The sequence below is a fragment of the Achromobacter pestifer genome, from assembly GCF_013267355.1.
GTDB lineage: Bacteria > Pseudomonadota > Gammaproteobacteria > Burkholderiales > Burkholderiaceae_B > Achromobacter > Achromobacter pestifer_A.
In genome coordinates this window covers 3176307-3198836 of record NZ_CP053985.1, presented here as the reverse complement: position 1 = coordinate 3198836, position 22530 = coordinate 3176307, and the positions used below count along the sequence as shown (strand labels likewise).

22 protein-coding genes are annotated in these 22530 nt (G+C 67.2%); 10 read left to right on the top strand and 12 right to left on the bottom strand.

Going from position 1 to position 22530, the window contains the following annotated elements; translation table 11 throughout:
- Positions 1-3: 3 nt before the first annotated feature.
- On the bottom strand, positions 4-1473 hold the full coding sequence (locus tag FOC84_RS15490) for an NAD-dependent succinate-semialdehyde dehydrogenase (protein WP_173145186.1): 1470 nt from the start codon (positions 1471-1473) through the stop codon (positions 4-6).
- Positions 1474-1667: 194 nt separating this feature from the next.
- Between FOC84_RS15490 and FOC84_RS15485 the strand changes: the two genes are divergently transcribed.
- Complete coding sequence (locus FOC84_RS15485; RefSeq protein ID WP_088143162.1) at positions 1668-2558, top strand: LysR family transcriptional regulator; 891 nt, start codon at positions 1668-1670, stop codon at positions 2556-2558.
- 94 nt (positions 2559-2652) lie between these two features.
- Here the strand turns inward: FOC84_RS15485 and FOC84_RS15480 are convergent, their stop codons facing one another.
- The gene (locus tag FOC84_RS15480) at positions 2653-4668 is read right to left on the bottom strand and encodes a TonB-dependent receptor domain-containing protein (protein WP_254242018.1); all 2016 of its coding nucleotides are present in this window, start codon (positions 4666-4668) and stop codon (positions 2653-2655) included.
- A gap of 248 nt (positions 4669-4916) precedes the next feature.
- Here FOC84_RS15480 and FOC84_RS15475 point away from each other — a divergent pair, with 248 nt between their 5' ends.
- Positions 4917-5624: a FadR/GntR family transcriptional regulator gene (locus FOC84_RS15475; RefSeq protein ID WP_173145185.1), complete on the top strand. Its 708-nt coding sequence runs from the start codon at positions 4917-4919 to the stop codon at positions 5622-5624.
- 23 nt (positions 5625-5647) lie between these two features.
- Here the strand turns inward: FOC84_RS15475 and otnK are convergent, their stop codons facing one another.
- The 7 genes from otnK to FOC84_RS15440 all read right to left on the bottom strand — a co-directional run bounded on the left by otnK (position 5648) and on the right by FOC84_RS15440 (position 11785).
- The gene (gene otnK, locus FOC84_RS15470) at positions 5648-6904 is read right to left on the bottom strand and encodes a 3-oxo-tetronate kinase (protein WP_173145184.1); all 1257 of its coding nucleotides are present in this window, start codon (positions 6902-6904) and stop codon (positions 5648-5650) included.
- A complete protein-coding gene (ltnD, locus tag FOC84_RS15465; RefSeq protein ID WP_173145183.1) occupies positions 6901-7809 on the bottom strand; it encodes an L-threonate dehydrogenase in 909 nt (302 codons plus the stop codon). The genes otnK and ltnD overlap by 4 nt, the downstream gene beginning before the upstream one ends.
- Before the next feature lie 45 nt (positions 7810-7854).
- A complete protein-coding gene (gene denD / locus FOC84_RS15460) occupies positions 7855-8829 on the bottom strand; it encodes a D-erythronate dehydrogenase (protein ID WP_173145182.1) in 975 nt (324 codons plus the stop codon).
- Entirely contained in the window at positions 8826-9626 is an 801-nt protein-coding gene (gene otnI, locus FOC84_RS15455) for a 2-oxo-tetronate isomerase (protein WP_173145181.1), read from the bottom strand. Before otnI ends, denD begins: the two co-directional genes overlap by 4 nt.
- Before the next feature lie 14 nt (positions 9627-9640).
- Positions 9641-10279 carry a 3-oxo-tetronate 4-phosphate decarboxylase gene (otnC, locus tag FOC84_RS15450; RefSeq protein WP_173145180.1) on the bottom strand — a complete coding sequence of 213 codons (639 nt, stop codon included), beginning with the start codon at positions 10277-10279 and terminating at the stop codon, positions 9641-9643.
- A 178-nt stretch (positions 10280-10457) separates the two neighbouring features.
- Complete coding sequence (locus FOC84_RS15445; protein ID WP_173145179.1) at positions 10458-11375, bottom strand: NAD(P)-dependent oxidoreductase; 918 nt, start codon at positions 11373-11375, stop codon at positions 10458-10460.
- A complete protein-coding gene (locus tag FOC84_RS15440; RefSeq protein WP_042796185.1) occupies positions 11372-11785 on the bottom strand; it encodes a carboxymuconolactone decarboxylase family protein in 414 nt (137 codons plus the stop codon). The genes FOC84_RS15445 and FOC84_RS15440 overlap by 4 nt, the downstream gene beginning before the upstream one ends.
- A gap of 207 nt (positions 11786-11992) precedes the next feature.
- Here FOC84_RS15440 and FOC84_RS15435 point away from each other — a divergent pair, with 207 nt between their 5' ends.
- The 8 genes from FOC84_RS15435 to FOC84_RS15400 all read left to right on the top strand — a co-directional run bounded on the left by FOC84_RS15435 (position 11993) and on the right by FOC84_RS15400 (position 19348).
- Positions 11993-13210, top strand: a complete 1218-nt coding sequence (locus tag FOC84_RS15435; RefSeq protein WP_173145178.1) for an ABC transporter substrate-binding protein — start codon at positions 11993-11995, stop codon at positions 13208-13210.
- Positions 13211-13232: 22 nt separating this feature from the next.
- A complete protein-coding gene (locus FOC84_RS15430) occupies positions 13233-14093 on the top strand; it encodes a branched-chain amino acid ABC transporter permease (RefSeq protein ID WP_173145177.1) in 861 nt (286 codons plus the stop codon).
- A complete protein-coding gene (locus FOC84_RS15425; RefSeq protein WP_173145176.1) occupies positions 14093-15067 on the top strand; it encodes a branched-chain amino acid ABC transporter permease in 975 nt (324 codons plus the stop codon). The genes FOC84_RS15430 and FOC84_RS15425 overlap by 1 nt, the downstream gene beginning before the upstream one ends.
- A complete protein-coding gene (locus FOC84_RS15420; RefSeq protein ID WP_173145175.1) occupies positions 15060-15800 on the top strand; it encodes an ABC transporter ATP-binding protein in 741 nt (246 codons plus the stop codon). Before FOC84_RS15425 ends, FOC84_RS15420 begins: the two co-directional genes overlap by 8 nt.
- Positions 15797-16510, top strand: coding sequence for an ABC transporter ATP-binding protein (locus tag FOC84_RS15415; protein WP_173145174.1), 714 nt, complete (start codon positions 15797-15799; stop codon positions 16508-16510). Before FOC84_RS15420 ends, FOC84_RS15415 begins: the two co-directional genes overlap by 4 nt.
- Before the next feature lie 117 nt (positions 16511-16627).
- Entirely contained in the window at positions 16628-17371 is a 744-nt protein-coding gene (locus FOC84_RS15410; protein WP_173145173.1) for a GntR family transcriptional regulator, read from the top strand.
- Positions 17316-18548: an alpha/beta fold hydrolase gene (locus FOC84_RS15405; protein WP_173145172.1), complete on the top strand. Its 1233-nt coding sequence runs from the start codon at positions 17316-17318 to the stop codon at positions 18546-18548. Before FOC84_RS15410 ends, FOC84_RS15405 begins: the two co-directional genes overlap by 56 nt.
- A complete protein-coding gene (locus FOC84_RS15400; RefSeq protein WP_173145171.1) occupies positions 18545-19348 on the top strand; it encodes an N-acyl homoserine lactonase family protein in 804 nt (267 codons plus the stop codon). The genes FOC84_RS15405 and FOC84_RS15400 overlap by 4 nt, the downstream gene beginning before the upstream one ends.
- Before the next feature lie 32 nt (positions 19349-19380).
- Here the strand turns inward: FOC84_RS15400 and FOC84_RS15395 are convergent, their stop codons facing one another.
- Genes FOC84_RS15395 through FOC84_RS15385 form a run of 3 tightly spaced genes read right to left on the bottom strand, consistent with a single transcriptional unit; the run spans position 19381 to position 22501 of the window.
- Complete coding sequence (locus tag FOC84_RS15395) at positions 19381-20373, bottom strand: CobW family GTP-binding protein (protein WP_173145170.1); 993 nt, start codon at positions 20371-20373, stop codon at positions 19381-19383.
- Between the two features lie 7 nt (positions 20374-20380).
- A complete protein-coding gene (locus FOC84_RS15390) occupies positions 20381-21106 on the bottom strand; it encodes an isochorismatase family protein (protein ID WP_173145169.1) in 726 nt (241 codons plus the stop codon).
- A 33-nt stretch (positions 21107-21139) separates the two neighbouring features.
- Positions 21140-22501 carry a dihydroorotase gene (locus tag FOC84_RS15385; protein WP_173145168.1) on the bottom strand — a complete coding sequence of 454 codons (1362 nt, stop codon included), beginning with the start codon at positions 22499-22501 and terminating at the stop codon, positions 21140-21142.
- Positions 22502-22530 lie beyond the last annotated feature (29 nt).

The window sequence follows — 22530 nt, the reverse complement described above, 5'->3', positions numbered from 1 at the left end:
ACGTCAGGGAATCGCGTTGAACGACTTGCCGGCAAGGCAGACGTACTTGATTTCCAGGAACTCTTCGATGCCGTACTTGGAGCCCTCGCGGCCCACGCCCGACTCCTTGATGCCGCCGAAGGGCCCGACCTCATTGGACACAGCGCCGGTGTTCACGCCGACGATGCCGTATTCCAGCCCTTCCATCATGCGCCAGACCCGTTCCAGGTTGGCGGTGTAGAAATAGGCCGCCAGGCCCGAGGCGCTGTCGTTGGCGCGCGCCAGCACCGCGGCTTCGGATTCGAACGTGCTGATGCCCACCACCGGGCCGAAGATCTCTTCGTGCGCCAGCTCCATGGCGTCGGTGATGCCGGCAAGCAGGGTCGGTTCATACAGCAGGGTACCGGGTGCGTGCAGCTTGCCGCCCGCCAACAAGCGCGCGCCGCGCGCGGTGGCGTCGTCCACCAGGCGGGCTACCTTGTCCACGGCGCGCTGATCGATCAGCGGCCCTTGGGTGACGCCCTCTTCCAGGCCACCGCCCACCTTCATGCGGCGGATTTCCGCCAACAGCTTGTCATTGAAGGCGTCGGCGACGCTGGCATGGACGTAGACGCGGTTGGCGCACACGCAGGTCTGGCCCGCGTTGCGGAACTTGGACAGCACCAGGCCTTGCACGGCTTCGTCCAGGTCGGCGTCCTCGAACACGATGAAGGGCGCGTTGCCGCCCAGTTCCAACGACAGCTTCTTGATGTTGGAGGCGCTTTGCTGCATCAGCAGCCGGCCTGTCTGCGTGGAACCGGTGAAGGTCAGCTTGCGCACCGTGGGGTTCTGCGTCAGCTCCGTGCCGATGGGCGCGGGGTCGCCGATGACCACGTTGAGCACGCCGGGAGGTATGCCGGCCTGCTCGCCCAGCCAGGCCAGCGCCAGTGCGGTGAAGGGCGTCAGTTCGGACGGCTTGAGCACCACCGTGCAGCCGGCGGCCAGCGCCGGGCTGACCTTGCGCGTGACCAGGGCCGAAGGAAAGTTCCAGGCGATGATGGCCGCGCACACGCCCACGGGCTGGCGGATGGCCAGCATCCGCTGGTCGCCCCGCGTATGCGGCAGCACGTCGCCATAGACGCGCTTGGCCTCTTCGGCGAACCATTCGACGAAGGACAGCGCGTATGTGAGTTCGCCGCTGGCCTCGGCCAGCGGCTTGCCCTGCTCCAGCGTCAGCAGCAACGCCAGGTCGTCGGCGTTCGCCTCGATCAAGGCATGCCATTTGCGCAGGATGGCGCCGCGCTCCTTGCCCGTCCTGGCCCGCCAGGCCGGCAAGGCGTCATCGGCTGCCGCGATGGCGCGGGCCGTCTCGGCCTGGCCCAGATTGGGCACCGTGCCCAGCACGCTGGCATCAAAGGGATTGCGCACCGTGAGGGTGGCGCCATTGTCGGCGTCGCACCAGGCGCCGCCGATGTAGGCCTGCTGCCGCAGCAGCTGGCTATTCTGCAGATTCATTTGTCTCGCGCTCCATCCATCATGCTCCGCACGGTCCACGCCATGGGGCCCGGGGGGAAATTTTTTGGGGAGGATAGCCCTGGCCGCCGCCTGTGCAACAGCAGTCATTAGCGATGCCGCCATCGCCATCCGCGATGACAAACCCGCCCTTGGCTACAATGGACCGTCTCGTCCGCTTTCCCGTCCGTCCCGCCATGCGTCTCGATCCCACCTCCCTCAAGCTCTTCATCAGCGTGGTCGAGCAAGGCACCATCGCCGCCGCGGCCGAACACGAGCACATCGCCGCTGCCGCCATCAGCAAGCGGATCAGCGAGCTGGAGGAAAACCTCAAGATCCGGCTGCTCATCCGTACCAACAAGGGCATCCGCCCCACGCCGGCCGGCATCGCGCTGTCCACCATGGCGCGGCGCGCCCTGCATGAACTCGATGAAATCTCGGTGCACATGCGCGACTACTCGCGCGGCCTGCGCGGCTTCATCCGGGTGCACGCCAATATTTCCGCGATCACGCAGTTCCTGCCCCAGGACATCAAGCTCTTCCTGAACGACTACCCCAACGTGCAGGTCGACCTGGAAGAGAAAATCACCTCGACCATCATCAAGTCGGTTGCCGAAAACGCAGCCGATGTAGGCATCTTTTCGGGCACCGCGCCGGACCACGATGTGGAGATCCACCCCTACCGCGAGGACACGCTGGCGCTGGTGGTGCCCGCCGACCATCCCCTGCAGGACAAACCGGGCTTTCGCTTCGCCGACGCGCTGGAACACGATTTCGTCGGCCTGCACCGCGGCAGCGCCATCAACCGCATCCTGTCCAACGCCGCCAGCGACGAGAAGCGCAACATCCAGCTCAAGGTGCAGGTCACCGGCTTCGACGCGCTGTGCTTCATGGTGAATTCGGGGCTGGGCATAGGCGTGCTGCCGCTGGATATCGCGCGCCGCTACTCGGCCATGTTCGACATCCGCATCATTCCTCTGACCGAACCCTGGGCGCGGCGCCAGATCCAGATCTGCGTGCGCTCCTTCGACGCCCTGCCCACGGCGGCCAAGCTCTTCGTGAACCATCTGAGCAAGCGCCAGCCCTGAGTGGGGGCCGTGGCACCGGCCCCGGCATCGGCGCCCGTGCAAAAAAAACGGAGACGGGGTTACCGTCTCCGCTGCTGCCGCGTATTTCCCTGCTTCAGTACGTCATGCGCACGCCCAGCAGCACGCTGCGCCCTGGCAGCGGCGCCACCGTCGAAATAAAGGACGCGTGGTTGTACGCCAGCTTGTTCAGCAGGTTGGTGCCGCGCAGATAGACCTCGTAGCCCGTGGCGCCATACTGGCCGCGATAGGCCACCACCGCGTTGACCATGTTGTAGCCGGGCGTGCTTTCCTCGTAGGCGGCAATGTCCTTCTGGGCGAACACGCGGGCGTACTCGACGCCGCCCGACCATTGCTGCCATTTCAGGTCGGCGCGCACGCCGGCGCGGCCTGCGGGGATGCGCGGCAGGTTGCCATCGCCGCCCGTCAGCTTGCCGCGCACGTAGTCGCCGAACACCGCGGCCGAGAACACCGGGGTGAACTGGTGGCGCAGTTCGCCTTCCACGCCCGTGAATTCCGCGTCGCGCTGGGTGTATTCGATCAGGCGGAAGTCTTCGTAGCGGTCCAGCGTGTTGGCGTAGATGTAGTTCTTCACGCGGTTGTGAAACACGCTGGCCGAGAAGGTCGTGTCGCCCGAATGCTTGCGCAGGGTCAGGTCGATGTTGTGCGAAGTCTCTCGGCCCAGGTCGGGATTGCCGATCTCATAGGTGTTGGTGGCCAGGTGCACGCCATCCGCATACAGCTCCTGCGCGGTGGGCAGGCGCTGCGAGCGCGACAGGGACAGGGCGACGGAGTACTGCGGCGCAAAGTCCCAGATGGCGGCGGCCGACAAGGAGGTGCCGGACAGGCTGCTGCGCGCAGCGCCGTCCGTGGGCGAGATGCGCTGCCAGTCCTGCCGCGCGCCCAATTCGAAGCGCCAGTCGTTCAACTGGTACTCCTCCAACACGAACAGGCCGTAAGAACGCGTCTTGCTGCGCGGCAGGAACGCCTCTTCGCCATCGGCGCGGAAATCGCTGTAGGCGTTCTGCACGCCCACCACGCCGCGCCAGCCTGCGATGGGCTTATGCTGCATTTCCACGCGCAGGTCGTAGCCCTTGTTCTTGAAACGGGTGCCCACCTCGCCGCCTTCGATCTCGTCGTGCTGGTAGTCGGTCAATCCACCGCGCACGCGGATCTTCTCGAAGCCCGCAAACGGATCCTGGTACTCGGCGCGCAAATCGAGGCGGTTGCTGCGCAGCTTCACGTAAGGCACGCCGCCATGTTCGTGCTCATGATCGTGATCGTGGCCCTCTTCGCCGTGGCCATGGTCATGGCCGCCGCAATGCAGATGGGTGCCGTGCGGGTGGCAGCCTTCGTATTCGTGGTTGTGACCGGGCAGGCCGTATTTGCTTTCCAGATGCGTGAACGCCAGGCCGACGTAGCCGCGCGGCGTGATCCAGGACATGCCCACCGTGCCCTGCGTCGACTCGCTGTACGAACCTTCCAGCTTGCCGCCCGGCCAGTCCGGCACGTCGTAGTCGCTGGTGCGGCGCTTCAGACCTTCCACGCGCACCGCGAACTGTCCTTCGCCCGCGGTGATGCCCACCGCGCCTGCGCGCTCCTTGGTGCCGGTGGCGCCGCGCAGCTCGGCCTCGGCCTCGATGCCATTTTCCGGCACCGCCGTCGGGATCTTCTTGTCCACCACATTGACCACGCCGCCGATCGCGCCGCCACCATACAGCAGCGTGGCCGGACCGCGCAGCACTTCAATGCGTTCGGCCAGCAACGGCTCCACCGTCACCGCATGGTCGGGAGAAATGCTGGACGCGTCCATCACCTCGGAACCGTCGGATAGCACCTTCACGCGGGACGCCGTCTGGCCGCGGATCACCGGACGGCTGGCGCCGCCGCCAAAGGTGTCGCTATTGACCCCGGGCAGGTTCTTCAGCGTGTCGCCCAGGGTGCCGTTGCGCTGCTCGATCAGCGCATCGCCTTCCAGCACCGAGGCCGGCAAGGTAGTGCTGTTCAGGTCCAGCCCCAGCGGATTGGCGGATACCGTGATCGGCGCCAGCGTCTTGGCGGCCGAGCGGTCTGCCGCGGCTTCCTCGGCTTGCGCGGCGGGCGCGGCCAGCATCAGCGCGCAGACCAGGGGTTTCAGCGCACCCCGGCGGCCCGCACGCAAGGCAGCCCGGCCTCCGCGCTTTCCTTGCCACGCCAGTTTCTTGCCATTCATCATCGCCCTCTTTTAAATGTTATAACGTACCAAATAATTTACGAATGATATAACATTTCGAAAATGGCGCAAGCGCGCGGAGGCAATGAATGCGCCGCCCGGCTCATGGCCGGCCCGGCGCGGCGCGGGCGCGCGTATCATGTACGGCGATGGCGTTCCCCCGACTCCCGCCCCTTCCCACGCTGACCGACACGGTCGCCAAGCGCCTGCTCGCCGAAATCGACGAGGGCCGCGTGCCGCCCGGAGAGAAATTGCCCACGGAAAGCGCATTGGCGGAACAGTTCGGCGTCAGCCGCACGGTCATCCGCGAAGCGGTGTCGCGCCTGCGGCAAGACGGCGTCGTGGAAGCCCGGCAAGGCAGCGGCGTGTACGTCACCGGCCAGTCCGGCAACCGCGCCCTGCGCATCGACGCCGCCGACCTATCCTCGCTGGACGCAGTGCTGCATATCGTGGACCTGCGGCGCGCGCTGGAAACCGAGATCGCGGCGCAAGCGGCGGCGGTGCGCAAGAAGCAGGACATGGTGGAGATCGACGCCGCGCTCGCCGCCATTTCGCGGGCGGTGGACGACGGCGGCGACGGCGTGCAGGAAGACGTGGCCTTTCATCGCAGCATCGCCCGCGCCACCGGCAACCCCTATTTCCTGACGACCCTGGCCTTCGTCAGCCAGTTCCTGGAAGCGGCCACGCGCGTCACGCGCGCCAACGAGGCGCGCCATGCGAGCCTGATGCGTGCCGTGCTGCAGGAACATATCGCCATCGTCGAAGCCATACGCGGCAAGGACGTGGACGGCGCGCGCGAGGCCGCGCGCATACACATGGTGAATGCGGCCAAACGACTGAGCCAGGCGCACCGCTGAGCCTGGCGGGCGCCGAAGGACGCCTAGCCGAATGCCTTGATGAAGAAATCCGGCGTACCGAAGTTACCTGACTTCAGCGCGATGCTGATGTCGCCTTGCGCCGCGGGCGCATGGCCGGCACACCAGGGCACGCCGGGATCGATCTGTTCGCCGATGGCGATCTGCTGCAGTCCCAGCGCCTGCACCACCGCCCCCGAGGTCTCGCCTCCCGCCACGATCAGCTGCCGCACGCCGCGTTCGATCAACCCCACCGCGATGCGCGCGATGGCCTCCTCGATCATGGCGCCCGCGCGGGCGGCGCCCAGCTCGCCCTGCGCCTGCCGCACCTGCTCGGGCTGCGCGGTGGAGTAGATCAGCACGGGGCCGTCGCCCATGCGCGCCTCGGCCCAGGCCAGCGCCTCTCCCACGATGTCGTCGCCCGCCGCCAGCCGCAGCGGATCCAACGCCAGGGCCGGCCGGCCGCTTTCGATGAACGCGGCCACCTGGCCATTGGTTGCCGCCGAGCAACTGCCCGCCACCACCGCCTGCATGCCTGGCGCGCGCGGTTGCCGCGTTTGCGCGGACGCCGCCGTCAGGCCCCAGTTGCCCGGCAGCCCGATTGCCACGCCCGAACCCGCCGTCACCAGCGGCATGCCAGCAAGCGCGGGGCCCAAGGCCAGCAGGTCGTCATTGGACACGGCATCCACGATGGCGATCTCCACGCCCTGTGCCCGCAGCTCCCGGATGCGGACACGGATGGCCTCGCTGCCGCGCGCCACGACGCCGTAGTCAATCAGCCCGACGCGGCGCGAGGTCTGCGCGGACAGCACGCGCACCAGGTTGGGATCGGTCATGGGCGTCAGCGGATGATGCTGCATGCCCGATTCGTTCAGCAGCACGTCGCCCGCGAACAGATAGCCCTTGAACACCGTGCGCCTGTTGTCCGGAAAGGCCGGGGTGGCGATGGTGAAATCCGTGCCCAGCCGCGTCATCAGCGCATCGGCGACCGGTCCGATATTGCCCTCGGGCGTGCTGTCGAAAGTGGAGCAATACTTGAAATAGATCTGTTCCGCGCCCTGCGTCCGCAGCCAGTCCAGCGCCGCCAGCGACTGCGCCACGGCCTCGGCCGCGGACAGCGTGCGGGTCTTGAGCGCGACCACCACCGCATCCGCCTCGCCGCGCAGGGGCTCATCCGGTATGCCTATGGTCTGCACCGTGCGCATGCCGGCGCGCACGAGGTTATTGGCCAGGTCGGTGGCGCCGGTGAAGTCATCGGCGATGCAGCCCAGTTTGATGCTCATTTGGCCTCCGGCAGGGCTATCCCCGGGAATATCTTGATCACGGCGCTGTCGTCCTCGCGGCCGTGCCCAGCGCTGGATGCCTGCATGAACATCTGGTGCGCGGTGGAGGCCAGCGGCAAGGGAAAGCGGGTATGCCGGGCGGTGTCCAGCACCAGCCCCAGGTCCTTGACGAAGATGTCGACCGCGGACAGCGGCGTGTAGTCGCCCGCCAGCACGTGGGCCATGCGGTTCTCGAACATCCAGCTATTGCCCGCGCTGTGCGTGATCACTTCATACAAGGCATCCGCGTCCACGCCTTCGCGCAAGCCCAACGCCATGGCCTCCGCCGCCGCAGCGATGTGCACGCCCGCCAGCAGCTGGTTGATGATCTTGACCTTGCTGCCCGCGCCGGCGCGGTCGCCCAGGCGATAGACCTTGCCGGCCATGGATTCCAGCACGGCACCGCAGGCGTCGTAGGCGGCCGCGCGGCCGGCGGTCATCATGGTCATCTCGCCCGAGGCCGCGCGCGCGGCGCCGCCCGAGATGGGCGCGTCCAGGTACAGGATGCCCTGCTCCTGGAGCCGCGCCTCCAGCGCGATCGACCAGTTGGGATCCACGGTTGAACACATCACGAACACCGCCCCCGGGCGCAGCGCGGCGGCGAGGCCGCCTGCCCCATACAGGACTTCCTCGGTCTGCTGGGCGTTGACGACCACGCTGATGACGATGTCGCAGGCGGCCGCGATCTCGGCCAGCGTGGCGCAGGCCACGCCGCCCTGCGCCGCGAATGCCGCGCTCGCCTCCTTGCGGATGTCGTACACGTGCACGTCGTGGCCGGCCCGGCGCAGGCTTTGCGCGATGCCCGCGCCCATGGCGCCCAAGCCGATGACGCCGACGCGGCGGGAGGGTGTTTGAGGATTGCTCATATCGTTGGCGGTCCGGCTGCGGAAAGAATGGAATGTGGCCCGCGCTCAGCGCGGCAGGTCGTCGGCCATGTAGGCGCGGATGATGTCCGCGAAATCGGTATCGCCGCGCAGGCCCAGCCGCTCGGCCCGAGCCGTGTCCCAGCGGCCCGGCCAACTGCCCACGATGCGCTCCACGCGCTCGTCAGGCTGCCAGCCGACGCGGCTGGCGACTTCGTCGCCCGCCACGTCGCGCAACGCCCGCACCATCTCCGCCGCCGTGACCGACACGCCCGGCAGGTTGATGGGCGCACGATCCGCGACGGCGCTGGCGTCCAGTTCGCAACCAGCAATCAGCGCCTGGATCGCGCCGCGCGGCGACAGCAGCCACAGGCGCGTGTCGGCGCTCACCGGGCATGCCGCGTCGATGCCGTTCAGCGGTTCGCGGATGATGCCGCTGGCGAACGAGGAGGCCGCGGCATTGGGCCGTCCCGGACGCACGCTGATGGTGGGCAGGCGCAACACGCGCCCGTCCACGTAGCCGCGCCGCGTGTAGTCCGCCAGCAGCAGTTCGGCGATGGCCTTCTGCGTGCCGTAGGACGATTGGGGATTGAGCGCGGTATCGTCGCGCACGGTGTCGGGCAACGCGCCGCCATACACCGCGACCGAACTGGTGAAGATCACCCGCGGCTTGTGGCCCAGGGCACGGCAGGTGTCCAGCAGTGCGCGCGACGCGTCCAGGTTGATGCGCATGCCCAGATCGAAATCGGCTTCCGCCTGCCCGCTGACGATGGCGGCCAGATGAAAGACGGCGCGGGTTTCCGTGGTTATGGCTTGCCGCAGCACGGCGGAATCGGCGATGTCGCCGACCTGCGCGCATATGCGGGGATCGTCCGGGCCCTGGGCTTCCACCACGTCCAACAGATCGATCTGCGTGATGGCTTCGGGCTTGCCGCCATCCAGTGCCAGCGTGCCGCGCTCCAGCAACTTGCGAGCCAGGCGCTGCCCCAGGAATCCGGCGCCGCCGGTGATGAGTATCTTCATGTCGCGGTTTGCCCCGTGTGAGTCAGGTAAGGCCGGGCCCAGCCCAGCCCGGCGGAGGTGCCGGCTCGCGGCCGGTATTCGCAGCCGATCCAGCCTGCATAGCCCAGCGCATCGATCTGCTCGAACAGATAGGGATAGTTCAGCTCGCCCTGGTCGGGTTCGTGGCGGTCCGGCACGCCCGCGATCTGGATGTGGCCGATGCCGGCCATGTCGCGCTTGAGCTTGACCGCGATATCGCCTTCCACGATCTGGCAGTGGTAGATATCGAACTGAACCTTCAGATTGTCCGCGCCGACCTCGGCGCAGATGGCCTGCGCGTCGTCCTGGCGGTTGAGGAAGAAGCCCGGGATATCGCGCGTGTTGATCGGTTCTATCACCACCGTCACGCCGGCCGACGCTGCGGCGCGCGCGGCCCACGCGAGATTCTCCAGATAGACCGCGCGATGCGCGGCGCGGTCCTGCCCCGGCTGGATCAGCCCGGCCATCAGATGCAGCTTGCGGTTGCCCAGCGCGGCGGCGTATTCCAGCGCCAGATCGACCCCCCGCCGGAACTCGCTTTCGCGGCCGGGCAGCGAGGCCGTGCCGCGCTCGCCTGCGGCCCAATCGCCGGGCGGCGCGTTGAACAGCGCCTGGGTCAGCCCCTGCGCTCGCAGCCGCGCCTGGATGTCGGCGGCCGGATACTCGTAGGGAAACAGGAACTCCACCCCCGCGAACCCGTCGCCCGCGGCGGCCGCAAAGCGGTCCAGAAAGGGATGCTCGGTGTACATCATGCTGAGATTGGCGGCCAGGCGCGGCATCGCGATTCCTTGATTCAATAGCGCGCGCCGAACACGGCCCGCAGTTCGTCGATGGCCGCTGCGCTCAAGGGCGCCGGCCGAGGATCGCTCATCAGCCACAGGCGGGCGGTTTCTTCCAGTTCTTCCAGCGCGTAGGAGGCATGTGCCACGGAGCGCTCCCACACCACCGGCCCCAGGCGCTCGAACAGCGCGCCGCGCACCTCGCCGGCCACGGCGGCAACCTCCGCGGCGGCTTGCGGATCGCCGGGACGGCGATAAGGGATCAGCGGAATCCTGCCGACCTTCATGACCTGATAAGGCGTGATGGGCGGCAGCACTTCATCGGACCGCCACACGCCCGCCAGCGTCAGCGCCACCAGATGCGTGGAATGCGTGTGCACGATGCCGCGAGCACCGGGACTGGCCTGGTAGATGCCGCGATGCAACTCCAGTGTCTTGGACGGCTTGCTGCCCGACACATGCCTGCCCGCCGCATCGACCTTGGACAGTTCGGCGGGATCCAACCTGCCGAGGCAAGCGTCGGTCGGCGTGATCAGCCAGCCGTCGTCCAGGCGCGCGCTGATGTTGCCGGCGGCGCCCACGGTATAGCCACGGTTGTAGAGGCTGGCGCCGACGGCGCAGATCTCTTCGCGGATGCGGGATTCTTCGGTCATGGACGCCCGCCGGCCGAACAAGGGGCGAGCATGCGGAATGAGGATGCCAAGGGCATGACGACGTTGCCTTCTGGGATTGAAGTCATAATGTCATCATACAAATTTGGCGCGAAGAGCAGTGCCAGGGAAAACACTGAGCATCGCGAGGCAGCCGGACGCCAGTCCGGCCGCAGCAGTTTCAGTCTTGCTGCCTGGCGCCCAGCTCCACCCCGGCCAATTGCTCGGACAGGCGGGCGACGGCGGTGTGGTCCTGGCCCTTGCCCAGCGTCTTGCCGGCCGAGGCCCACAGTTCGCGGCACAGCGCGGCGAACGGCGTGGGCGTGCCGGTGTCTGTCGCGATGCCCAGCGCAATGCCCAGGTCCTTGACCATCAGGTCCAGGCCGAAGCCGGAGTTGAACTGGCGCGACAGCACGAACTGCTTGAACTTCTTCTGGGTGGAATTGTTCATGCCGGTCGATGCGTTGAGCACGTCGACGATCACGTTCGGATCCAGGCCGAACTGCTGTCCGATCAGCATGGCCTCGACGCCGATCAGGAAGCCGCCGGCCGACACCAGGTTGTTCAGGGCCTTCATGGCGTGGGCGCTGCCCACCTCGCCCACGGGCGTGATCGTCGTGCCCATGCAGGACAGAGCCGGACGCACCCGCTCCAGCGTCGCCGCGGGTCCGCCGTACATGATGGCCAGCTCGCCCGTGCGCGCGCGCGGCACGCCGCCGGAAACCGGCGCGTCGACCATGACGCCGCCGGCGGTGGCCACGGCCTGCGCCAGGCGCTGGGTATGCGCCGGCACGCCGGAACTCATGTCCACGACCACGCCGCCCGGGCGCAAACCCGCCAGCACGCCCTGTTCGCCGTTCAGCACCTGCTCGACGATCGCGCTGGTGGGCAGCATGGTGAAGATGATGTCGGACTGCGCCGCCAGCTCGGCGCAGGTGGCGGCGGCCTGGCCGCCCACTTCCTGGGCGAACTTCGCGGCCTGCCCCGGCACGGCGTCGAACACCGTGACCGCAAAGCCGGCCTGCGCCAGGCGGGCGGCCATGGGCCAGCCCATGCTGCCGATGCCGATCAGACCCACCCGCTCTTGTGGGGCGCTCATGCCTTGGACTCCTTGAAGGCGCCCTCTTCTTCCAGCACCTGATTGGCGACCTTGAACGCGTCCAGCCCTGCCGGGATACCGCAGTAGACCGTGGCCTGCAGCAGGATTTCCTTGATCTCCTCGACCGTCACGCCGTTGTTCAGCGCGCCCTTGACGTGCAGCTTGATCTCGGCCGGACGGTTCAGCGCGGTCAGCATGGCCAGGTTGAGCATGCTGCGGGTCTTCTTTTCCAGGCCGGGGCGGCCCCAGGTATAGCCCCAGCACCACTCGGTGGTGATGTGCTGGAAGGCCATCATGAATTCGTTGGCGCGGGCCAGGGAGCCGTCCACGTACTCGGTGCCCAGCACTTCGCGGCGCAGGTTCAAGCCTTGGTCGAACAGGGCCTGGGTTTCGGATTTGATGTCTGCCATGAGTTCCTCTTTGTGATGGGGTGAAGGGCGTTGCATGGGGTTTTTGCCCACTTGTCTTGTCTGATTGTCAGGCAGTTTTCCCGAAATCGTCAATAGTCTGATTGTCTGACAATCTTCTTGACTGCTTAAAATTTGAGCACAATAATGTGCCGCAGAGCGCCGGGCCGGCAGCCTTGCGCCACATCCGAAAAAAGCCAGGAGACAGACATGACAAAACCCCAACAGGCCATGCGCCGCGGGCGCAGGGAATTCGTCGCTGGATTGGGCGCCGCCGCATTGGCCGCCAGCTTGCCCGGCCGCGCGCTGGCCGCGTCGTCGGAAATCAACGTGGGCGTGATCCTGCCGCTGTCAGGCGCCAACGCGCAGTTCGGCATCAACTCGCGGCAAGGGCTGGAACTGGCCGCCGACGAAATCAACGCGGCGGGCGGCATCAAGGCCATGGGCGGCGCCAAGCTCAAGCTCATCGTCGCGGACGCCACCTCGCAGCCCACCACCGCGGCCACCGTGGCGCAACGCCTGATCACGCAGAACCGCTGCGTCGCCATCATCGGCGCCTACGCCTCGTCGCTGACGCTGGCCGTGTCGGAAGTGACCGAGCGCCGCGGCATTCCCCTGCTCACCATGTCGTTCTCCGACGTGCTCACCGAGCGCGGCTTCAAGCACATCTTCCAGGTGGTCTCCAAGGGCTCGGTGCTGGGTCGCGCGCAATACGACTACGCGGCATCGGTCGTGGCAGGCGCCTCGGACATCAAGAAGATTGCGTTGCTCTACGAGGACACGGCCTACGGCACGTCACAGGCGGTCGGCGTACGCAATGCGGCCAAGGCCGCCGGCACGCAGATCGTGCTGGACGAGGCCTACCCGCTGGGCATCACCGACGTCACGCCGCTGATCAACAAGCTGCGCGGGTCCGATGCCCAGATCGTCTTCCCGATCTCCTACCTGAACGACAGCCTGCTGATCATCCGCGTCATGCGGCAGCAACGCCTGACGGTGCCCATCGTGGGCGGCGCGGCGGGCTACGTCATCCCCGACTTCGCCAAGGCGCTGGGCCAGTATTCCGAAGCGGTCCTTTCGATCGCTCCGGCCAACTACGACCAGGCGCCGGAATACACCGAACGCTACCGCAAACGCTTCGGCACCTTCATGCCGCACGAGGCGCTGGAGCATGCCGTCTGCGCGGGCGTGCTGGCGCAAGCGCTGGAAGTCGCCGCATCCGACAAGCCGGAAGCCGTCAGCCAGGCCCTGCGCGCGAAAAAGTACGACCAGGGCTGGGCCGGCGTGATGTCCGGCGGCGGCGTGCATTTCGACGCCAACGGCCTGAACACCTTGGCGCAGCCCATCATGGTCCAGTGGCAAAAGGGCGAACTGGTCTCGGTCTGGCCGCAGGCGCTGGCCAAGGGCCGCGTCATCGCGGCTGCCTGAGCCTCGCGCGCGGAGAACAGTCATGCAATTCCTCCAGGCGCTGGTGGACGGCATTCTGCTGGGCGGGGTCTACGCGGTCATCTCCATCGGGCTCACGCTCGTCTTCGGAGTGGTCTCCATCGTCAACTTCGCCCAGGCCGAGTTCCTGATGGTGGGCATGTTCGTGGCGTACTTCGCCTGGAAGCTGCTCGGGCTGGATCCCCTGCTGGGATCGCTGCTGTCGTTCGCGGTGGCGTTCGTGCTGGGCGTGCTGACGCAGAAGTACCTGATCGATCGGGTGCTGAAAGCGCCAGCCGTGGCGCAGATCTTCCTGACGGTGGGTCTGCTCATCGTCATGGAGAACCTGGCGCTGATCCTGTTCGGTTCCGAGTTCCGCTCGGTACAGACGCCCTACCAGATGACGGCGCTGGCGGTGGGTCCGCTGCTGCTCAGCGCGCCCTACCTGCTGGCTTTCGCAGTGGCCTCGGTGGCGGGGCTGATCCTGTGGTGGGTGCTGAAGAAAACCTGGTGGGGCATGGCGGTGCGCGCCACCGCCCAGGATCCCATGGCCGCCAGGCTGTCCGGCATCTCGACCCACCGCGTGCACCAGTTGGCGTTCGGGCTGGGCGTGGGCATGACCGCGCTGGGCGGCGGCATCATCCTGCCCTACCTGACGGCCTCGACCACGGTGGGCGCGCAGTTCAGCGTGCTGATGTTCACGGCGGTGGTACTGGGCGGGCTGGGCAGCGTGATAGGCGCGGTGGTGGGCGGCGTGGCGGTCGGCGTGATCCAGTCGCTGTCTTCGCTGGTGTTGCCCATGCAGCTGCAGAACCTGGCGCTGTTCGCCATCTTCATCCTGGTGCTGGCCGTGCGCCCGGAAGGTCTTTTGAAAAGGGCGGGCTGATGGCTCAGAACCGACAACTCCTGCTGTGGGCGCTGCCGCTGGCGGCCGCCCTGATCGCGCCGTGGCTGATGCAAGACCAAGGCTACGGCATCCGCGTCATGACGCTGGTGCTGCTGTTCGCCGCCATGGGCCAGTCCTGGAACATCGTGGGCGGGCTGGCCAACCAGATCTCGCTGGGACACGCGGCTTTCTTCGGGTTGGGCGCCTATACCTCGACCCTGCTGCTCATGCGCTACGGTATTTCGCCCTGGCTGGGCATCGTCGCCGCCATGGCCGTGGCCGCAGCCGCGGGCGCCCTGCTCAGCCTGCCCACCATGCGCCTGCGCGGGCACTACTTCGCGCTGGCCACACTGGCCTTCGGCGAAGTGCTGCGCGCCATCGCCAACACCTGGGCTTCCGTGACGGGCGGACCGGTGGGCGTGTCGATCCCATTCTCGGAAGGCCTGGCACAGATGCAGTTCAAGTCCAGCATCCCCTACTACTACCTGATGCTGGGTGCCGCCGTGATCACCTCGGCCGTGTTCGCGCTGATCAGTCGTTCGCGGCTGGGCTACCGGTTGCGCGCGGTCAAGGCCAATCCGCAGGCCGCCGAAGTGATAGGCGTGAACACCGCCCGCACCCGCATCCTCGCCGCCGTCATCTCGGCCGCATTGATGGGCGCCTGCGGCACGCTGTACGCGCAATTCATCTACTTCTTCGACCCGGACACGGTCTTTTCGCTGGTCGGCATCTCGGTGCGCGTGGCGTTGATCTGCATCATTGGCGGCGTGGGCACCGTGGCCGGCCCGCTGATCGGCGCGCTGGTCATCATCCCGCTGGAAGAAGTGTTCAACGACTGGCTGTCCGGCCATACAGCGGGCGTGTCGCAGCTGGCGTTCGGGCTGATCCTCATCGCCATCATCCTGATCGAGCCGCGCGGCCTTTCGGCGCTGTGGACCCGGCTGCGCAACCTGATGCGAGGCCAGCATGCCTGACATCCTGAACGTTTCCCACATCCAGCGCCGCTTCGGCGGCCTGAAGGCCGTGGACGACGTGTCGTTCAACGTGGCGCGCGGCGATATCCTGGGCCTGATCGGCCCCAATGGCGCTGGCAAGACCACCCTGTTCAACCTGCTCGTCGGGCTGTACCGCGGCAACGGCGGACGCATCGAACTGGAAGGCCGCGACATCAGCGGCTTGCGGCCCCACCAGATCGCGGCGCTGGGCATGACCAAAACCTTCCAGAACGTGGCGTTGTTTCCCGAAATGACGGTGCTGGACAACGTGTTGGTCGGCGGACTGCTGCGCCACGATGTGAACCGTGCGCGCCAGCTGGCGCTGGACAACCTCGACCGCGTCGGCCTGGCAGCCATCGCGCGCAAGCCTGCCGGCGAACTCTCGTTTCCCGAGCAAGCGCGGGTGGAGCTGGCGCGCGCGCTGTGCACCGATCCCAAGGTCTTGCTGCTGGACGAGGTGATGGCGGCGCTGAACGAATCCGAAATGGACGCGCTGCTGGACCTGATCCGCGCCCTGCGCGACGACGCCGGCATCACCTTCATCGTGGTGGAACACCACATGCGCGCCATCATGCGCCTGTGCAACCGGATCCTGGTGCTGTCGTTCGGCCAGAAGATCGCAGAAGGCAGTCCGGCGGAGATCGCGGCCGATCCCACCGTGATCGAGGTCTACCTCGGCAAGTCGCTGGAACAGGTGGAGGAACTGGCATGAGCCTCCTGCATATCCAGGGACTAACCGCCGCCTACAACCGCAGCCCGGTGCTGCACGACGTATCGCTGGACGTTCCCGAGGGCGGTTTCATCGCCGTGGTCGGCGCCAATACGGCGGGCAAGAGCACGCTGCTGCGCTGCATCTCCGGCTTGCTGGACAAAGTGGGCGGCAGCATCCGGTTCGACGGCGAGGAGATACTGCGCCTGCCGCCGCACCGCATCCCCGAACTGGGCATTGCCCACGTGCCGGAAGGCCGCCACGTCTTTCCGGAAATGACGGTCGAGGAAAACCTCTACCTGGGCGCCTACACCCGGCGCCGGGACATGGCAGCGGTCAAGCGCGGCTGCGACCGCATCTACGCGCTGTTTCCCCGCTTGCAGGAGCGGCGTCGCCAACAGGCCGGCACGCTTTCCGGCGGCGAACAGCAGATGGTGGCCTTCGGCCGCGCGCTGATGCTGGAACCCCGCCTGCTGCTGCTGGACGAACCCAGCCACGGCCTGGCGCCCAAGATCGTCGAGGAAATGCACCAGGCCATGATCGACATCCACCGCAGCGGCTTGACCATCCTGCTGGTGGAGCAGAACACACGTCTGGCGCTGTCGGTGGCGGAGTATGCCTACGTACTGCAATCCGGCTCGCTGGTGCTGTCCGGCCCCAGCGGCGCGCTGCTGCAGGACAGCCGCGTGCGGGCGGCCTACCTCGGACTGTAGCCATGGCCCGCCGACGGGATATATTGCGTCTTTACGTAGACACGGCGATTCGCCGCGGCGCGGCCATGAGCCTGCGCCCGCGGGCGGATTCGCCGCCAGCATAAGCGAGAGACAGCCATGGCCAGCCCGACCGGCGCAGTATTCGAAAAACCCGGCACCCTGCGCACCCGCGTGGAGGAATTCCTGCGCGCGTCCATCATGGACGGACGGATCAAGGGCGGGGAACGCCTGCGCGAACAGGAACTGTGCGAGCAGCTCGGCATCAGCCGCAGCACCCTGCGCGAAGCGCTGCGCACGCTGGAGGCCGAACGCCTGATCACGATCGAGCCGCACCGCGGCCCTACCGTGATGCGCATCACCGAAAAGGCCGCCCGCGATCTCTACGCCCTGCGCGCCCTGCTGGAAGGTTATGCCGCGCATGAATTCGCGCGCCTCGCAAGCGACGCCGATGTCGAGCGCCTGCGCAAGGCCGTGGATGCCCTGCACCGCCAGGCCAAGGGCAACAACAAGTCGGCACTGCTGGCGGCCAAGCGCGATTTCTACGACGTGCTGCTGGGCGGCTGCGACAACGATCTGGTCAAGGACATGCTGCCCGGCCTGCTGTCCCGCATCAATCTGCTGCGCGCCACCTCGTTCGCGCGCCCCGAACGCCTGCCGGAAAGCATGGCCGAAATCGATCTGATCTACGAGCGTATCCGCGCTCGCGACCCACAAGGCGCGCAAAGCGCCGCACAGAGCCATATCGTCAACGCCGAGCGCACCGCGCTCGACGTGCTCAGGCGCCAGCAACAGGAGACATCCGACAGTGAACGCGATCGTTCAGAAGCTAAGGGCCGCGGCGGCCCAGGCGCAGCAGGATAGCGAGTTCATCCTGGCCGCGCGCGGCCTGCCCTGCGCCCTCTGGCTGCAGGCCGGCCCCGCGGCGCAAGAGCGCGTGACCGCCTGGGCCGGCCAGCCCACCGCCCCCTCCCAATGCATCACCCTCAGCGCGCCGCCGGAAACCTGGCGCAAGCTGCTCAGCGACACCCCGCCCCCGGGCTACCACTCCTTCACCGCGGCCCGCCGCCAGGCGCAAGGCCTGCGCGTCACGGGCGATGCGCTGGCCATCGCCCAGGCCCTGCACCCGCTGGAGCGGCTGTTCGAGATCCTGCGCGGCCAGCTTGACGCCACGCCGGACCTGCTCGACCGCGGCGCGATTGCCGGCTCCTACGCCACGATCGATACCGGCGCGGCGCAAACCTCCATCTACTATGAAACCAGCGGGCTGGCGGCCGGGCCGGCGCTGCTGATGCTGCACACGGCGGGCGCGGATTCCCGGCAGTACCACGCGCTGATGACGGACCCTGGGCTGCGCCGGCAATGGCGCATGATCGCCTTCGACATGCCCGGGCACGGGCGCAGCATGCCGCTGCCCGGCCAGGCGTGGATCGATGCGGGCCTCACGCGCGAGACCTATCTGCAGACCTGTCTGGCGGTGATCCGCCAGGTCGCGGGCGGGCCGGCGGCGCTGCTGGGCTGCTCGATGGGCGCGGCGATGGCGCTGGTGGCGGCGGCGCGCAGCCCCGCCGACGTGGCCGGCGTGGTCGCGCTGGAGGCGCCCTACCAGGCGGCCGGACGCCGCACCCCCCTGCTGTGCCACCCCCAGGTCAACCAGGCCGCGCACAACCCCGCCTACGTGCGCGGACTGATGGGCCCCGCCGCCACGCTGCAAGCCCGGCGCGAGGCGGCCTGGATCTACTCGCAAGGCGGCTTCAACGTCTACGCCAACGACCTCTGGTTCTACAGCGAGGACTTCGACGCGGCCCGCGACCTGGCCGGCCTGAATGCCGGCGCCTTCGGCATATCGCTGCTGACCGGCGCCTACGATTACTCGGCCAGCCCGGAGGATTCTCGGCGTGTGGCGGCCCTGATCCCCGGCGCACGGTTCCAGGCCATGCCCGAACTGGGACACTTCCCCATGGTGGAGAACCCGCAACGCCTGCTGGAATATCTGCGGCCCGAGCTGGCCCGCCTGCGTACCACCGGAGTCCTCGCATGACGCTGCCCCATTACGAAGTCTATGCCCTGCGCTACGCCACCGTGGCACGCCAGCGCAGCCAGAACTTCATCACGCCCCCGGACCCGCACGACGGTCCGATGCCGATGGACTACTTCGTCTGGGTCATCCGCAACGGCCAACGCGTCTACCTCGTCGACACGGGATTCAATGCAGAGGCCGCCCGCGCCCGCGGCCGCGAATTCCTGCGCTGCCCGATCGAGGCATTGGAGAAGCTCGGCATCGCGCCCGCCGACATCCGCGACGTCATCGTCACGCATCTGCACTACGACCACGCGGGCAACATCCGCAAGCTGCCGCAAGCCCGCTTGCATCTGCAGGAAAGCGAGCTGCATTACGCCTGCGGCTGCAATATGCGCTTCGACATGCTGCGTCACGCCTATGCGGTGGAAGACGTGGTCGACGTGGTGCGGGGCGTGTACGACAAGCGCGTGGCGTTCTACCACGGCCACGACGAACTCGCGCCGGGCCTGCAGCTGCTGCACATCGGCGGCCACACCCGCGGACTGCAGGCGGTGCGCGTGCACACCGCGCGGGGCTGGATGGTGTTGGCCTCGGACGCCAGCCACTACTACGACAACCTGGGCCGGGACGCACCGTTTCCCATCGTCGACAACGTCGCCGACATGCTGGCGGGCTATGAAATCCTGCTGAAGTTCGCGGAATCGCCCGACCACATCGTGCCGGGGCACGATCCCCAGGTCAGGACTCGGTATCCGGGCCTGGCCGGCGCGGATACGGAAGTGGTGGCGTTGCACCTGGGCAACGGCGCGCGCCCCTGAACGCTGGCGCTTCGCGTGTCAGCGGTGCAGCGTCACAAACCCAACGGCCGAATCGCCTCGCCCACGTCCTCCGCCGACATGTCCTGCACGATCAGGACCATGGCGCCCGCGCGCGCCGCGCCCTCCGCCCCCGCGACAGGCTCGGGCACGGAAAAGACATGCCGCACGCCATGCACGGCGCGCAGGGTCCCGTCCGTCCAGTGCAAGATCCCTTTCGCACGCAATAGCCGGTCGCCGACCTGGCGCTGCATATGCCTGGTCCAGCGCGCATAGTCCTCCCAGCCCACTGGCCGGCTCTGTGTGTAGGCATAGGACACGATGCCGTAGCGCAACACGTGCGCCAGGGGCCCCGCGGCGGGCGCCGCCCTCAGCGCCGCAACATCCAGATGTTCGGCGCGCAGTCCGTCGAACAGCGCGGGCGCATCCTCATCCACGGTATCTGGCGACACCGCGCGGATGGGTGCGCTGGCGTTATAGCCGCGCAACGCGGCGCGCAGCGCACCGATGGCGGCCTCATCAGCCAGATCGGCCTTGGTCAGCGCGATGCGGTCGGCGATGGCGATCTGGGTGCTGGCCTCGCGGTACGCGTCCAGCGCAGCCATGCCATGCAACGCGTCCGCCGTCGCCACCACGCCGCCGAAGCGATAGTGGCGGGCAATGAGCGGATCCGCCGCCAGCGTATTGATGACCGGGCAGGGATCCGCCAATCCGGAGGTTTCCACCACTACCCGCGTGAACGCGGGGATCTCGCCGCGCTGGCGCCGGTAATAGAGCGACTCCAGCGTGTCCTGCAGCGAACTGGTCGCCGCGCAGCATAGGCAGCCGGAATCCAGCAGCACCACGTCGGTGTCGTCGGCGCTACCGACCAACATGTGGTCCAGGCCGATCTCGCCGAACTCGTTGATGACCACCGCCGTGTCGGCAAAGCGCGGGCTGCGCACCAGGCGCGACAGCAGCGTGGTCTTGCCGCTGCCCAGGAAACCCGTCAGCAGGTAGACCGGCAACGGTCCGGCGGTCGTGGACATGGGCGGCTCAGGCCTGTTCCGCGGCGGGCGCGGGCAGGTTGCGCAGGTAGTCCTGTACCTCGCGCGAGGGAATCACGTCGGCATACTTGCAGTTCAGGTCGAACAGGCTCATGGCATGGCTAGCCTGGAAGCGGTCGAATGCGGCCTCTTCGGGAATGATGACCTTGAAATTGTACGAATAGGCGTCCACCGTGGTGGCGCGCAGGCAGCCCGACGAGGTGCAACCCACCAGGATCAGCGTGTCCACGTCCAGGAAGTTCAAGTGGCTCATGAAGATGGTGCCGAAGAAGCAGGACGGCTTCTGCTTGGTGATGCGGATGTCCTGCGGCCGCGGCGCCAACGGCTCCACGGTCTGCGTGGCGTGGGTATTGGCCAGCACGGTTTTCTCGCCGCCGCGATGGTTCTTGCCCACCTGCACGCCGCTGTCCAGCAGATCGGCGCGGCGGCCGCTTTCGGTATAGAAGACCGGAATGTTCTTGTCGCGCGCCAGTTCCAGCAGCGGCACGATATGCGCCACCGCGTCCCAGGCCTCGCGGCCGCAGTGGGTGCGGTACTGCTTCAGGCCTTCCAGGATGTCCTGGGGCGTATCCCCGCAAAAGTTGTACTGCACGTCGATGATGAACAGGGCCGGGCGCTTGCCGAAGCCGCCGCGTTTGCCGTAGCCGGCTTGCGCCAGCACCTGCTTGTCGCGCTCGGTCAGAAAATCGTCCCAGATTCGCTTGGTATCGCTCATGGTAGTGCCTGCCAGAAAGAGAGTAGGTTCAGTTCAAAGACGCTTGAGATAGCGGCCGCCCGGGTTGCTGCGCGCGGCATCGGTGATGCGGCCGTCCAGCGCCACGGTGCGCCCGCGCACCAGGGTGCGCACGGGCCAGCCCTTCAGGGTCATCCCCTCGTAGGGCGAGTAATCGGAATTGGATTCGAGCGTGGCGGGATCGACGGTGCGCTCCAGGTCGGGGTCCACCAGCACCAGGTCGGCGTCCTTGCCGATCTCGATGCTGCCCTTGCCCGGCATGCGATAGATGCGGGCGGAATTCTCCGCGCTGACCTTCATCAGCGTTTCCAGCGGCACGCCGCGGCGGTGATAACCCTCGTGCAGCAGAATCGGCAGCATCAGGCCAGTGCCGGGAAAACCGTTGCTGGCGGCCCAGATGTCGGTGTCCTTGGTAGCGCGCTTGCGCGGCACGTGGTCGGTGCCGATGGTGGTAATGGAACCGTCCAGCACGCCCTCCCACATCGCATCCACATCGTCCTGCCCGCGCACTGGCGGGTTGACCTTGGCATAGGTCCCGGCGGGCGATTCGTCGTTCAGGAACAGATAGTGCGGGCAGGTCTCGACGTAGATGGGCGGCGCGTCCGGCGTGCGCCGGTGGCGCCGCGCCTCGTCCAGCGCCTCGCGGCTGCTCAGGTGCACGATGTTGACCGCCGCGCCGGTCTTGGCCGCGAAGTAGCAGACGCGGTGTACGTTTTCCGCCTCCAGGAAGTCCGGGCTCTGCTCGTTCCAGGCTTTCAGGTCGTCGCGGCCGGCGGCGCGCAACGGATCCCGCAGGACGGGAATCACTTCGACGTTTTCGCAATGCACGCCCATGATCGCGCCCGGAATCGCCGCGGTGGCGCGCAGCGCCGAATACAGCAGGCCGTCGTCGATGTCGGTAAAACCCTTGGACAGGCCCGCCGCGCCCTTGTACATCATGTAGAGCTTGTAGGAATTCACGTTGAAGCGGCGCGAGATTTCCTCCAGCGTCTCCACGTGCAGATTGCTGGTGATGCCGAAATGGAAACCGAAATCCACGCAGCTTTGCGACAGGGCGCGGTCACGCACCTTGTCAAAGGACTCGCGGATGTCCGCCGAACGGTGGAAGGACAGCACGGAGGTGGTTCCGCCCAGCGCGGCGAAGCGCGACTCGGTTTCGAAGTCGGTTTCCGGCGAGCCGAAGCCGAAGTGCACATGCGGATCGATCAGGCCCGGCAACACCCAAAGACCCTGGCAGTCTATGGTCTCGCGAGCCTCCAGCGGCGTGCCCGGCTCGGCGATGATGGCGATGCGGCCGTCGATGACGCCCAGCACGCCCTCGGTCAGCCCCTGCCGCGGCAAATACAGTCTTGCATTGGTAAGTAGGAGATCCAGCATGATGTCGTTTTTCCCGGGAAATGCGCGTT